Annotated in this window: 15 protein-coding genes; 10 read left to right on the top strand and 5 right to left on the bottom strand. The window is 40.4% G+C overall.

Features of this window, described 5'->3' with window-relative positions; all coding sequences use genetic code 11:
- Window positions 1–10: 10 nt before the first annotated feature.
- Window positions 11–442, bottom strand: a complete 432-nt coding sequence (locus OCV27_RS16275; RefSeq protein WP_125320989.1) for a DUF2000 domain-containing protein — start codon at window positions 440–442, stop codon at window positions 11–13.
- A 122-nt stretch (window positions 443–564) separates the two neighbouring features.
- On the opposite strand from OCV27_RS16275, the gene OCV27_RS16270 reads away from it, so the two are divergent.
- On the top strand, window positions 565–1,008 hold the full coding sequence (locus OCV27_RS16270; protein ID WP_125320990.1) for an Lrp/AsnC family transcriptional regulator: 444 nt from the start codon (window positions 565–567) through the stop codon (window positions 1,006–1,008).
- 458 nt (window positions 1,009–1,466) lie between these two features.
- On the opposite strand, the gene OCV27_RS16265 is transcribed toward OCV27_RS16270, so the two are convergent.
- Both OCV27_RS16265 and OCV27_RS16260 read right to left on the bottom strand, forming a co-directional pair.
- The gene (locus OCV27_RS16265) at window positions 1,467–2,660 is read right to left on the bottom strand and encodes an MFS transporter (protein ID WP_125320991.1); all 1,194 of its coding nucleotides are present in this window, start codon (window positions 2,658–2,660) and stop codon (window positions 1,467–1,469) included.
- Window positions 2,661–2,753: 93 nt separating this feature from the next.
- The gene (locus OCV27_RS16260) at window positions 2,754–3,479 is read right to left on the bottom strand and encodes a helix-turn-helix domain-containing protein (RefSeq protein ID WP_125320992.1); all 726 of its coding nucleotides are present in this window, start codon (window positions 3,477–3,479) and stop codon (window positions 2,754–2,756) included.
- Window positions 3,480–3,824: 345 nt separating this feature from the next.
- On the opposite strand from OCV27_RS16260, the gene OCV27_RS16255 reads away from it, so the two are divergent.
- The 4 genes from OCV27_RS16255 to OCV27_RS16240 all read left to right on the top strand — a co-directional run bounded on the left by OCV27_RS16255 (window position 3,825) and on the right by OCV27_RS16240 (window position 5,730).
- On the top strand, window positions 3,825–4,061 hold the full coding sequence (locus OCV27_RS16255; RefSeq protein WP_125320993.1) for a hypothetical protein: 237 nt from the start codon (window positions 3,825–3,827) through the stop codon (window positions 4,059–4,061).
- A 105-nt stretch (window positions 4,062–4,166) separates the two neighbouring features.
- Entirely contained in the window at window positions 4,167–4,871 is a 705-nt protein-coding gene (locus tag OCV27_RS16250; protein WP_125320994.1) for an SDR family NAD(P)-dependent oxidoreductase, read from the top strand.
- An 18-nt stretch (window positions 4,872–4,889) separates the two neighbouring features.
- Complete coding sequence (locus OCV27_RS16245; protein ID WP_125320995.1) at window positions 4,890–5,321, top strand: hypothetical protein; 432 nt, start codon at window positions 4,890–4,892, stop codon at window positions 5,319–5,321.
- A gap of 19 nt (window positions 5,322–5,340) precedes the next feature.
- Window positions 5,341–5,730 (top strand): acyl-CoA thioesterase, encoded by a 390-nt coding sequence (locus OCV27_RS16240; protein ID WP_125320996.1) that lies wholly within the window; start codon window positions 5,341–5,343, stop codon window positions 5,728–5,730.
- Between the two features lie 423 nt (window positions 5,731–6,153).
- Here OCV27_RS16240 and OCV27_RS16235 read toward each other — a convergent pair whose 3' ends face one another.
- The gene (locus OCV27_RS16235; protein ID WP_125320997.1) at window positions 6,154–6,810 is read right to left on the bottom strand and encodes a nitroreductase family protein; all 657 of its coding nucleotides are present in this window, start codon (window positions 6,808–6,810) and stop codon (window positions 6,154–6,156) included.
- 466 nt (window positions 6,811–7,276) lie between these two features.
- Complete coding sequence (locus tag OCV27_RS16230) at window positions 7,277–8,113, bottom strand: N-acetylmuramoyl-L-alanine amidase-like domain-containing protein (RefSeq protein WP_221740608.1); 837 nt, start codon at window positions 8,111–8,113, stop codon at window positions 7,277–7,279.
- A gap of 281 nt (window positions 8,114–8,394) precedes the next feature.
- Between OCV27_RS16230 and puuE the strand changes: the two genes are divergently transcribed.
- The 5 genes from puuE (at window position 8,395) to OCV27_RS16205 (ending at window position 12,713) form a co-directional block, all read left to right on the top strand.
- The gene (gene puuE / locus OCV27_RS16225) at window positions 8,395–9,318 is read left to right on the top strand and encodes an allantoinase PuuE (protein WP_125320998.1); all 924 of its coding nucleotides are present in this window, start codon (window positions 8,395–8,397) and stop codon (window positions 9,316–9,318) included.
- A 1-nt stretch (window position 9,319) separates the two neighbouring features.
- Entirely contained in the window at window positions 9,320–9,835 is a 516-nt protein-coding gene (gene uraD / locus OCV27_RS16220) for a 2-oxo-4-hydroxy-4-carboxy-5-ureidoimidazoline decarboxylase (RefSeq protein ID WP_125320999.1), read from the top strand.
- 65 nt (window positions 9,836–9,900) lie between these two features.
- Window positions 9,901–10,884: an allantoicase gene (gene alc / locus OCV27_RS16215; RefSeq protein WP_125321023.1), complete on the top strand. Its 984-nt coding sequence runs from the start codon at window positions 9,901–9,903 to the stop codon at window positions 10,882–10,884.
- 14 nt (window positions 10,885–10,898) lie between these two features.
- Window positions 10,899–11,417 (top strand): ureidoglycolate lyase, encoded by a 519-nt coding sequence (locus OCV27_RS16210; protein WP_125321000.1) that lies wholly within the window; start codon window positions 10,899–10,901, stop codon window positions 11,415–11,417.
- Window positions 11,418–11,459: 42 nt separating this feature from the next.
- The gene (locus OCV27_RS16205) at window positions 11,460–12,713 is read left to right on the top strand and encodes a urate hydroxylase PuuD (RefSeq protein ID WP_125321001.1); all 1,254 of its coding nucleotides are present in this window, start codon (window positions 11,460–11,462) and stop codon (window positions 12,711–12,713) included.
- Window positions 12,714–12,786: the final 73 nt, after the last annotated feature.

Below are 12,786 nucleotides of genomic sequence, written 5' to 3'. Positions count from 1 at the left end.
ATCAGTTAGCTTATTTGTACAAGCTAAATTTCTTTGTTACCTCTCGAATTACTTCTGTTTCACCAAATAGGCATAGCCCTAAGTAATTCAGTTCTAATTCTGGTGTCTCCTTTGTTTTGGACTGCTGTACTATTGAACCGCCTTCAATCATGGTATTGGTTAAAACGGTGAATTTAATTCCTCGGGTAATAGCTTCTTCTCTCAACTTTCTAATTTTATTTGAGTTGTCTGCTTTCAAAACGATAAATGGGTAATGAGATACATTACGATGTAGATTGTTGTCCTGATCTGTATAGTCCACATAGACCGCATCATCAGACGTCAGTAAGTTCGATAAGCCAACGCTAATGTGGCCAAGAACATTGAATGTACGTCCGACATCCATTTTTTTATTCAAAATTGCAACAAATCGTTTTTTTGTTTCATCTGATAGGTTATTCATCGGTTGACCTTATTGGGTAAAGAATGATTTATGTAATTGATGAATCTACTATATATCGATTTACACGAAATGTGATTGCGTATATTGTTGTTAAATGGCCAATGGAACAATAAAGTTGATGTGTGGATAGATATAACGACAGAATATTGCAAGAATTAACTGGTAATGGAAGGATCACGAATGCAGAGCTGGCACAAAAGATAGGTCTATCAGCATCTGCATGCTTGCGCCGTGTTCAAGAGTTAGAGAGTAAAGGAATTATTAAAGGCTACCGTGTAGTACTTGACTATAAAACACTGGGTCGCGGCTTTGTTGCATACGTTACAGTCGGCCTTGCTAAACATGCAAGTGAAGCACAGAAAAGTTTTGAAGATGCCATTTCTCTATCACATGAAGTTGTGGAGTGTCATAACGTGACGGGGGGATTTGAATACTTACTACGTGTAGAAACTGCAGATTTAAAAAGCTATAAGGCATTTCACTCTGATACTCTTGGAATGCTCCCCCATGTTGCCATGATCACAACTCATGTGGTTATGGAGTCTACCAAGGATGAACGAGCATAATAAGACAAAGTGTGTGACCCTTACCTCTACTTACAGTCAACTTACAGAGACAGGCACCTTTTGGCGATTATTCTAAGTGGTTAGTAAGGGTTTGCGATCTTGTCCTAATGCAGTGGATACACAGAGGTGTTATATATTATCAGCGAGACAAAGTACCTGAGGTTTCACCGCACAAATACGATGTAATACTTGCTTCTGAAGGGCCTGCATCGAGCAGTAAAACTAAAGTGATATTATTACTCTTTACTTGAATAAAATGCACTTTTCCTCCGAGTGAACCACTATTTTTATCATTTGCTAGTTTAGGGGAGGAGTCGAGCGACCTCTAAACTAGCGAGTGCCAGCCTTCTTGTCATAATCGTCAAGATTGTACCAAGGGTATATTCTCTACATCGCTATGATCTTACAGATATACTATTTTGAATGCTATTTCGGGGCGGAGCCCCTCTCTCCCTATATTAAGTAGATGGCATATCAACACCGGTTCTTTGACGTAAGGATATGATGACAAATGCGCTAATGCTAATAAGAGATAGTATCCAGCTGGCTAAAACCATCGTCTGATGCGTGGCTGGTGCCAACGACAAACCAAATGTAAAACCAAATGCTCCCACCATTTGTAAGGCACCATAAATTGCTCCAACTTGTCCCTTATGATTTGGAAACATATATAGGGCTGAAACGCCAGCGATCGCCATCAAAAAAGCGCACCCAAATGCCATCACAGTGAAGCCGACTAACATAAGTAAGTAGCTGTGCATTAACAAACTTAAAGTGGTCACAATACAGCCCAAAACCTGAGTTAAACAGCCAACTACTAACGTCATATTTTCGCTGATTCGTTGCTTCAAATACAGGCTCCAAAATAATCGTGAGACTACGCTACTCACAATTAAAGCCATTGACCCTAAAGCATAATCCGCAACCGTCAGATCAAATTGATTTTGAGCGACAAACGATCCCGTGACTTGGAACAGTAAAAGGCAACTGGTTCCGCTAAACATCATCGCTAAATAACACAAGAATTTTGGGTTCGATGATATGAATATATAGTCTTTTACTATCTGTTTCGGTTTTATCGCGTCGGGGTTTTTGTGGTTTATGGTTTCACGCTTGATGATGGTGATCACAAATAGTGTTGCGATGGCAAGGATTGCCATAAATACAAAATTGCCTTTCCAGCTAAAATTATGAGTGAGGTAGCCCCCCAAAATGAGCGTTAGGCCGGGTAAGCTCATAAATAGAACGCTATACCAAGAAAGTATCCCCATAAGCTGGATTCTGTCGAAAACATCCTGCAATATTGTTCTGCACAACAGATAAAGGCCACCGACCCCAAGCCCTTGTATCACTCGACCCAGTAACAAGGTGTCTATGTTATCTGATATTAGGCACACTATAGAACCGATGACAAACACCCCTGAGCACATTAACGCGACTGGCTTTCTTCCAAAGCGTTCGGATAGAGGACCGCAAATAAGCTGGCTAGAGGCCAAGGCGATAAAAAAAAGGCTTAATGACTGCTGTATGAGTCCCTCAGATGTGTTCAACTGGCTTTGAATTTCAGGAAAGCTTGGTGTGTACATGCTTGAGGCAAAAAAATAGCTCGATGCCATTAAAATACTGATAAATATTGTGGTTAATTTAGACACTCGTCTACCCATAAGGTTAAGAACAGAGTGCCATGTTAGATCGTTCTTTTCGTCAAGGTTTTGGCTAAAGCGACAGGGTGTTTACAAATCGCGTCAATGTGCTTTATTTCGTGGTTTTTTTTTATGTTCTTTAAAGGCAGTTGAGAAGGAGGATAGGCTTGAGTATTTAAGATCAAAAGCAACATCGGTCGCGATCATGCCTTGATTAATCATTTTTTCAGCTCGCTCCATGATGACTTTATTGCGTATCTCTTGGAAAGATGCGTTGAAATGGGAGAGAAAAAGTCGGTTTAAAGTACGAACGGATGCCCCCGTTTGTTGAGAAAAGTCTGAGATCGACATTTTGATGTTCGGTTGGTCTGATAATGCTTCGATGACCAATAGTAAGCGCCTGTCCATATACCCTTTTGCAAGCAGAGGCTTGTTGGCCGGTTGACATTGAAGGCACTGATCGATGAGTACCTGCACATAGTGATGAACGAGCATTTTATCCGGACCTCCTTGTTCCCAGAGGTGGAACAATTGAGCCACAATAGGGGAGACTTCAAGTAGACATATTGCGGTGATTCTGGGGAGCGATGTCAATGGCAAGCGCAGTAGGGAAACGCGTGACTGTTTAAGAAAGTCGGCACGATGCGGCACCATCGGAGGAATGTAAATCAAAGAACCAGGCATTGACAGTAAACTGTGCTGGTCAGTGGAAACAATTTGGCAGCCTTGGTGAATAAAAACTAAGTGTGCGAAATCGTGAGTATGAACCTCACCTGAATAGTGCGAATCATGGCATCTAAGCGTGACTTGATGGTCGTCCAAATTCATTCTCTCATTCTCTCATTCTTTTATAACGGTTAGTATCGTTTCTGTTTTTGGCGGTCATTATACGACACATCCGTTGTCATTGGCCCAGCCATTCGGTTTCCCGCTATTTTCCCTATACTGCCGGATACTTAACAGCACGTTTTTTTCGGCAGCCTTTGTTTTTTCTGATCGGGTAGTCATACTATTTAACCCTACTATAAGTCTGTGGTTGAGTCATGAGTAAGAGAGGACGTACTTCTGTTACGGGTTCTGTCAAACCTAAATCATGGCACTCTGCCGTTATTGAGAGAAAGGTTACTCTCGAAATGAAACCATTGATGCTTTGAAAACTGGTTAGTTAGAAAAATGGAAGCAAGAAACGGGTCATCACAGCTTCCCCTTTTCAAAAACAGTGATGTATCGACTTTAAACCCAAAACTAGCACTGCATGATGACAATACACAAGTAGGTGAAGTATTGGTGAACGTAAAAGCGATAAACAAAGTCATAGGGTTAAGTATGCCCGTAAGCTGCCAAGTTAAATTCGGGGGAGAGTCACGTGTACAAAGCTCTTTGGATCAGAGCATTAAGAAGCTGATTTAATCAATAAATCCCATAACAAACCCCATAACAAATCCTATGAATGTTACGTAACTTGCTGTAATGTATGACCTATGTAAAGAATAATCTGCCAATCACGGTATTAAAATGAAAAATGTTCTTATTTCTGGAGCTAATCGAGGTATCGGGCTAGCTACGGCAAATATATTTAAATCGTCAGGGTTTAATGTTATTGCAACTGCTAGGAAAAGTAGTGATATAGAATATCTTAATCAAAATGGTTTTATTTCATATAAGCTAGATGTTACTGAATCTTCAAGTATTGATGAATTATACTCCCAACTCAAAGATAGATATTTATTGCCAGATATATTAATAAATAATGCTGGTATTGCCCATATCTCATTATTATCAACAATGGATGAAGCCCAACTTGAAAAGACTTTAGATGTAAATTTAAAAGGCTCAATGCTATTAACAAAGAAATTTATTAGAAACATGTCCAAGCAAAAATTTGGCCGAATTATTAATGTTTCTAGCATCTTAAGTTCATATCCACAAAAAGGCTTTGCTGCTTATGCAGCTTCAAAGGCAGGTCTAGAAGCTTTTAGTCGCGTCACGGCTTTAGAGTACGCTGACAAAGGTATTACCGTAAACTGTATTGCAGCGGGCTTTGTTAACACCGACATGATTAAAGATCTAACTAACTCCGACGTTCTCAAATCACAGATACCAATTAAGAGTATTGCAGAAGCACATGATATTGCTGACAGTATTTTTTATTTGGCGTCCCAAAAGAACATTACTGGGGAAGTGCTGCAGTCCAATGGTGGACTAATGATGAAACCATAGAAGTTATACGTATACCCTATGCTTAGTTTTGATTTATCATTAATACCTGAAGTCGATGATTTTTTTTCTTCCGTTCATAAGTATACAGTTGAAGAGTTTGGCGGAACCTATACAGCTTTTTATCATGAGAGTCAGAAAGAAATATCAGGAACAAGAAGGGAGCACAATATCGATTATGGGTTAAGCTTTGCTAATTTAAAGTATAATTTCATCACAGGACTTAACTTCAGTTCTTTCAGTCAAAACAAAATTTTCACTCAAGACATTTTAAATGACTTCAAAACAATAACTGATATTAGAAATGAAATTTTCAGATACACTTCACTGTATAATATAATGATGCATAGAGATAACATCAATATTTGTGATGTGATTACATACAGTAAAAATATTATTTCACCTTCTATCCGTTTTCTTCAAGAAGCTAATCAATCACCCATTTATTACTAATAACTAACAAATAATTTATATGAAAGTAAATAAATTTATAAAAACATTTGATGTTCGATTTACCGACTTAAATGCAGGTAATCACTTATCAAATCATATGTTTCTAGCATACATCACCGATCACCTGTCATGTTACCTAAATGAGCACGGTTGGAGTCTAGGAAACATACACGGCTACAGCACACTATTAACAGAGGCATCTATTAAGTTTAAGAGAGAAGTATTTGAGTTTGATAGAGTTACGATAGGAATAAGCAAAACTATCATTAAAAGCCGAAAGCTATCACTACATTTTACAGCGACAGTGGAAGACAAAATTGTGGCCATATCGGTACATGACTATAGCTTTATGAAAGACCACCGGATCTCTTCCATTAATGAAGATATTACGAAATTATTTTCAATCTAACCTCTTTCTTGAGGCTTTTTTCTAGCCCAAATGACCCCCCCAGTAGTGGACAGCCTGATACTAAATTATATGAGATAGTAAAGTGTGATGAAATGCTCACCTCTATTTCATCGCACAGCTGGAGTAACAGTTGATGCTGAGGGGGGAATCTCTCATGTATAGAAAAAGGGAACCTAACCCCATTACAACGTATTTCATACTTTGTTAGGGGGCATGGACGTTGAAACTCACCATCTTCGAGTTAACTCAAATCTTACCTGACTCATCTTTGCCCCAAAGCGTCCTATCAACAACATAGTCAGTTATAAAATTACACTCATTCAATAAGCCGTCAATGCAGCTAAACTCTATTGTTACTGCATCCCCAAAAAGCTCCAACATGAGCAATGTTGAAGCTTAACGAATCAACCTAGGTTGTATAAATTATAGAGTCATCAGTACATCATCCAATGCTAGACGCGCTTTTGGTAAACCGTGGTTGTAGTCTTCATCTGCTTTAGTGTAACCAAGAGCAACCGCAACTTCACATACGTGACCATCAAGCTCAGCTTCAAACTCTTTACCAATTAGCTCAGCGTCTACACCTTCCATTGGTGTAGAATCAACACCCAAACGAGCAAGCGTATGCAGTAGGTTACCGACGGCAATGTAAACCTGTGCTTTAGTCCAACCACCGTTGTAACCATTCTCGTCAGTACACATCTCCGCGAACAGATAAGCGCCCATGAATTGATCGTACATGTCCGCAGGTAAGTGACCTGAAGATACTTCGGCATCTACACGTTTTGAAAACTTCTCTTTGGTAAACTTAGGATCGTAGGCGAAAAGAATTGTATGTGAAGCTTCCTTTGCATGCGGTTGGTTGAACTGAAAGTTGTTAGCAAACGTACCGTGGAGACGCTCTTTTGCTTCGTCAGATTCAATAACAATAAATTTCCAAGGTTGAGAGTTAATTGAAGATGCAGATAGGCGAAGGGCTTCTTTGATGATTTGCATATTTTCTGCTGAAATACGCTTGCTAGCATCATATTTTTTGGTTGTGTAACGCTTGTTGAGATCTGCGATAATTGGATGTGCCATTATAATTCTCCGTAATGATTGATCAGAAGTATCTTTGAATAAAGTTAGTTAATGTTTATTTATCCAAATAACCACCAGATTTACATTTGCGTAATTACACTATCATTTTATTTACACGAGTTCGCCTAATTCATTGAACTTCTGTTGTTGATCATTGGATAGGAGAAATAACAGGAAAAGAGGCTGATAGTTTGACTATTGCTGAGTATTCTAGGGTTGGGTAGTACCCTCTTAAGTAACATCTGTACAAACATTTTAGTTTTCCAGATACTTTTCTGATCTGATAGAAGCCATTTAGAACAACCACTCTAAATGACTTCTGTCCAATTTTGATTCAAAATACCTGAGCTGATTGTGTGATCACCAAGCGACTTTGCCGCACTTTGAGTTATGTGCTGTTGCCCTCATGGATTTAGAAGCACCAGAGTTGTTTATAAGTAATGCTCGCCCAACTATGGGCTAGTTGTTAGTCGACGGCTCTGTATACCACTATACCAGGTATGGTTTTGATGTAGTCAAGAAACGGCGTATCTACGACTCTATTGTTGGCGCGTTTGGAAGAGGCGTTGCGGTAAACGGGTCCGTTATCCGTTTGGATAAATATTCCTGTATGAGTGACATCAAGGCCTGCGATATCTGTGTAAGCGCCGACATAATCACCATTTTGCATGTTTTGCAGTACTGTTTCATCGACGTTGTCACTAGGGATATAGGAGATGGTTCGCTCTTTTATGGGCAGACCAACAAGGTACACACCACCACTGGTTTTTTGGTTGAGCTTTTTAACCACACTTATCGATAAATTAGATAACTCAGTAGTCACATCGGTCGCATTGTACGTTTCTTCGTTTACCCAGTCTGAAAAGAAATGACGTCTATTTAGAAAGTGTATCTTACCTTCGATGTAACGAGTTTGGATCAAATGGTACTTGAACTCTTCTAAATGATCGGATTTTCGTAAGGCTTCAACATAATCTAGATATGTAAAGCAATCGAGCTCACCAAATTTGATCACCAGTTGCTCTTTCGTTTGGTGGTCGCCAATTAATTGATTGGCAACGTAAGGTACATCGACAAACACAGAAGATAGCTGTTCAATCTTTTTGGAGTCTGAATTGACATTTGAGTTGATGATATTCTCCAAGTGTTCTTGAGCCTCAGTGTAAAACTTGGCATAGTCGGAGAACAATTTGCTTTGCTCGTTATTTTTTGCTTCAGAAAATGGATCGTTATCTGAAGAACACGCTTGATGAATTGTCAGAATCCCAAAACAAAATGCAAATAATGAGGATAACATTTTCATAATAACGACCTGCTGTGATAGTAGATATCAATTGAAGAGGGTAAGAGGGGGGCTCAGCTCTTACTCTGCGAATATCAAAGAAGCTCATTATAAAGTTAAATCTATCATTAGTGTGTTTTACATTTGAGAATGCACTCAAATGACTTTTAATCACAATGCAAAACCTGCTTTTTGCCTCTCTCACCCGGCAATAACTGTTTCCGTTATTTCACATTTTACCTAATAGGCTAAATTTATAGGGTTAATAAATATTTTGGTCGTGTGAATGTCAAGGAGCCGATATGGATGAGGACTATGCCCGAGACTTGATTGGCTATGGTTCGAGCCCGCCAACCCCCCATTGGCCGGGTAAAGCCCGTATCGCATTGTCATTTGTCCTAAATTATGAGGAAGGGGGAGAGCGTTGCCTTTTACACGGTGATGATGAATCTGAATCCTTTTTGTCTGAAATCCCCGCCGCTAAGCCCATTCAAGGTGCTCGTCATATGAGTATGGAATCAATCTATGAATATGGTAGCAGAGTGGGGGTGTGGCGTATTTTAGGTTTGTTTGAGCAATACCAATTTCCGTTGACTGTGTTTGCCGTCGCCATGGCCATTGAGCGCCACCCTGCTGTGGCGAAAGCAATGACTCAAGCTGGACATGAAATATGTAGTCATGGTTATCGTTGGATTGATTACCAACATATGGAAGAAGCGTTAGAGCGAGAGCACATGGCTAAGGCAATAAACATTATTGAACAGGTCACGGGCAGCCGGCCTTTAGGTTGGTATACGGGCAGAACAGGGCCTAATACTCGCCGTTTGGTTGCAGAGGAGGGCGGTTTTTTGTATGACTCAGATGCCTATAATGATGATCTTCCCTACTGGTGTGAGGTGGCTGGGCGCCCACAGCTTGTGATTCCATATACGTTGGACGCCAATGACATGCGTTTTGCTACGGCGCAGGGTTTTAATTGTGGTGAGCAATTCTACCAATACTTGAAAGACAGCTTTGATGCTTTATATCAAGAAGGTGCAACCGCACCAAAAATGATGTCCGTTGGGTTGCATTGCCGCTTGATTGGCCGACCGGGCCGAATTATGGCCCTGAAGCGTTTTTTAGATTATGTACAATCTCATGACAGTGTATGGGTATGTCGACGTGTTGATATTGCTCGGCACTGGCATCAATATCATCCATATAATGCGGCAAAAGGGGAATAAAATGCGTCAGTTTAGTACTTGTGCTCCTTGTGACATGGCTCGCGAAGAATTTATTAATCAGTTCGGTGAAGTGTATGAACACAGTCCTTGGGTTGCTGAGAAGGTATTTGAACAAGGGCTCGGTGAAAAAGATAATGAGGTTGAGTTTTTACATCAACGCATGGCAAAAGTATTAATCGAGGCAGAAAAACATCAGCAATTAGACGTTCTTTGCGCACACCCCGATCTTGCAGGTCGGGCTGCCATTAGTGGTGATCTGAGTGTTTCATCTTTGGCTGAGCAGGCGGGAGCTGGACTTAGTCAATGCACTACTGAGGAGTTTGAGCAATTTACTCTCTATAACGACTTGTACAAAAGCCGTTTTAACTTTCCTTTCATCATGGCGGTGAAAGGGGCAACTCGAAAGCAAATTCTCGATGCTTTCAATAACAGAATTAACAATGACGTTAAGACGGAATTTGTGTTTGCCCTTGAAGAAGTCAACAAGATTGCATTACTGAGATTACAAGATATGTAATAAAATCAATATTTTTTGAAGTGTTTGATGACGTTGATGTGAAGTCAATTCGTGAGGATAAAGCCATGTCGTTAGAGTTTGAACATTATATCAACCTTGCTGATGAAAAGCTTGGCGCTCAGGTAATTTATGCCACGGATGATTTTTTTGCTGACAAAAGCCGATTAATACGTCGTGAGGCCCCTAAATGGCGGGAAGGTATCTATGATGAAAATGGAAAATGGATGGATGGCTGGGAAAGTCGCCGAAAGCGTGAAGAAGGCCATGATTTTTGTATCATTCGCTTGGGTTTAGTTGGAATGGTGGCGGGTGTTGATGTCGATACTTCTTTTTTTACGGGTAACTTTCCACCCGCGGCATCTATCGATGCTTGTTATTGGCCTGATGGCGATCCATGTGCATTGACCCAGTGGAAAGAAATTCTACCCCAAATGAATTTATACGGTAACACTCACCACGTTGAGAAAATAGATAGCGACGAAGTATACACTCACTTACGCCTTAATATATATCCAGATGGAGGCGTAGCTCGTTTACGTGTTTATGGCCGACCGAGTGTCGATTGGCAAGGATTGGATCATAGGCAAAGAGTGGACCTTGCTGCGGTTGAAAATGGTGGGCGTGCATTGTCATGCAGCGATCAACATTTTGGCAATAAGTCGAATATCCTTGGCATTGGTCGGGGTGAAAACATGGGTGATGGGTGGGAAACGGCTCGTAGGAGAACGCCGGGTAATGACTGGGTACTTGTTGAATTAGGCCATGCTGGAAACATAGAATGTGTGGTTGTCGATACAGGAAATTTCAAAGGTAACTTCCCAGACCGCTGTTCGGTTCAGGCTGCCTATCTTGAAGGAGAGAGTAATGAAGATTTGATAAATCAAAGCGTGTTTTGGTCTGAATTACTTCCTGCTCAAAAACTCAATGCGGATGACATTCATGAATTTACCTCGGAGGTGATTAATTTGGGTCCTGTTACGCATGTGCGTCTGAACATATTTCCTGATGGGGGAATCAGTCGCTTGCGTTTATTTGGTACTAAGGCTTAACGGGCTAGACAGATATGGCATGTGAACTGGGTCGGTTAAAAATAGAGCCACTAACGGCACAAACGTTTGCTCAATTTGGTGAAGTCATTGAGATAAAAAATCGTGATTATTCGATCATCAATGATGGTATGGCACGCCGTTACCATAAACTGGCTGTATCCGATGTAAATGATGAAGACGGAAATGCGGTTATCAGTATCTTTAAAGCAAAATTACCCAATTACCCTTTCACTATCAAAATACTTGAGCGTCATCCACTTGGAACTCAGGCCTTTATCCCACTTGATGGACATCCATTTTTAATTGTTGTTGCACCTAAGGGGGATTTTCCCACACTTTCCCAGAGTAGAGCTTTTGTTACTAATGGTCATCAAGGCGTAAATTACTTTAAAGGTGTTTGGCATCACCCTCTGCTTACTCTGGTTGAGGGTGATCAGTTGTTGGTTGTTGATCGTGATGGAAAAGGGAGTAATTGTGAAACTGTGATGTTTGATAAAGATTTGGTTGAGCTTCATCTAGCAGATATTCCCTAATACTTTGACTTGATTTAAGTCGGCGTTAAATAGGAGAACAATATGGATCCTCATGTAACAGAATGGTTGAATCTAGTGATTCGCTGGGCTCACATGGTGGTTGGTGTTGCTTGGATTGGAGCTTCGTTTTATTTTGTTTGGCTGGAAAACAACCTTAATCGAATCAATCCGAAAAAAGGGCTCTCGGGTGACTTGTGGGCAATACATGGGGGAGGTATTTATCATCTAGAAAAATATCAGCTAGCGCCAGATAAAATGCCAGAGCATCTGCATTGGTTTAAGTGGGAAGCTTATTTTACTTGGATAACCGGCGTTATGTTGCTGTGTGTTATCTACTATTTTAATGCTGAGCTTTATCTTATGTCCCCTGATTCAGAGTTGTCACCAGTAGGGGCTATTTCTATAGGTATTGGTTCTCTTTTTATTGGGTGGATTATTTATGATCGATTATGCAATTCACCGCTTAAACAAGTGCCGATATTACTGGCCATTACGTTGTTTGTTTTTTTTGTTGGCGCCAGTTATGGTTTAATTCAAGTTTTCAGTGGTCGAGGAGCATACATTCATATTGGTGCCATGATTGGTACTATCATGGTCGGTAATGTGTTTAGGGTTATTATGCCGGCTCAGCGTGACTTGGTCCAAGCGATTAAGCAGCAATGTCAGCCAGATCCGTCCTTGCCTGCTAAAGCGCTACTCCGCTCTCGGCATAATAATTATATGACGCTACCTGTCTTGTTTATTATGATAAGTAATCATTTTCCCAGCACTTATGGCTCCAGTTACAACTGGGCGATTCTAGCGGGTTTGTCTGCTCTTAGCATTTTGCTGCGCCATTATTTTAATACCCGCCATAGCAGTCAAAAGTTTGTTTGGGCGATCCCTGCATCAGCCTTAGGAATAATAGCATTAGCTTTTGTATCGTCTCCTTATATGACTAATACATCGTCAATGTCGATGTTCCAAATGGATAGTTTAGAAAAAATCTACTCCACGGAAATGAGGGATGAAGTTCAAGATAATTACGTTAGCTTTACTAGGGTAAATAAGGTCATTCAACTTCGCTGTGGTGTTTGTCACTCTCAAACTCCTGCACATCAGGCATTTTCGGTCGCACCTGCTGGCGTAAAATTAGACTCACCACAAGATATATTACACCACCTACCTTTAATTATGATTCAAGCGGTACAGACCCAAGTGATGCCACCAGGTAACTTAACTCAAATGACAGATGAAGAGCGTGCCTTGATCCAGTTATGGGTTGTTCAAGGTGCTTCTATTTCTACAAGTCAATAAAATCATGGCACTACTTTTTAAATATTCTGATGTGTTGTATTTGGCATCAATCATTGGAATTGAGTGAAGTCAA

Origin of the sequence: Vibrio pectenicida (genome assembly GCA_024347015.1) — a bacterium.
GTDB classification, from domain to species: domain Bacteria; phylum Pseudomonadota; class Gammaproteobacteria; order Enterobacterales; family Vibrionaceae; genus Vibrio; species Vibrio pectenicida.
This window is presented reverse-complemented; position numbering and strand designations above follow the sequence as displayed.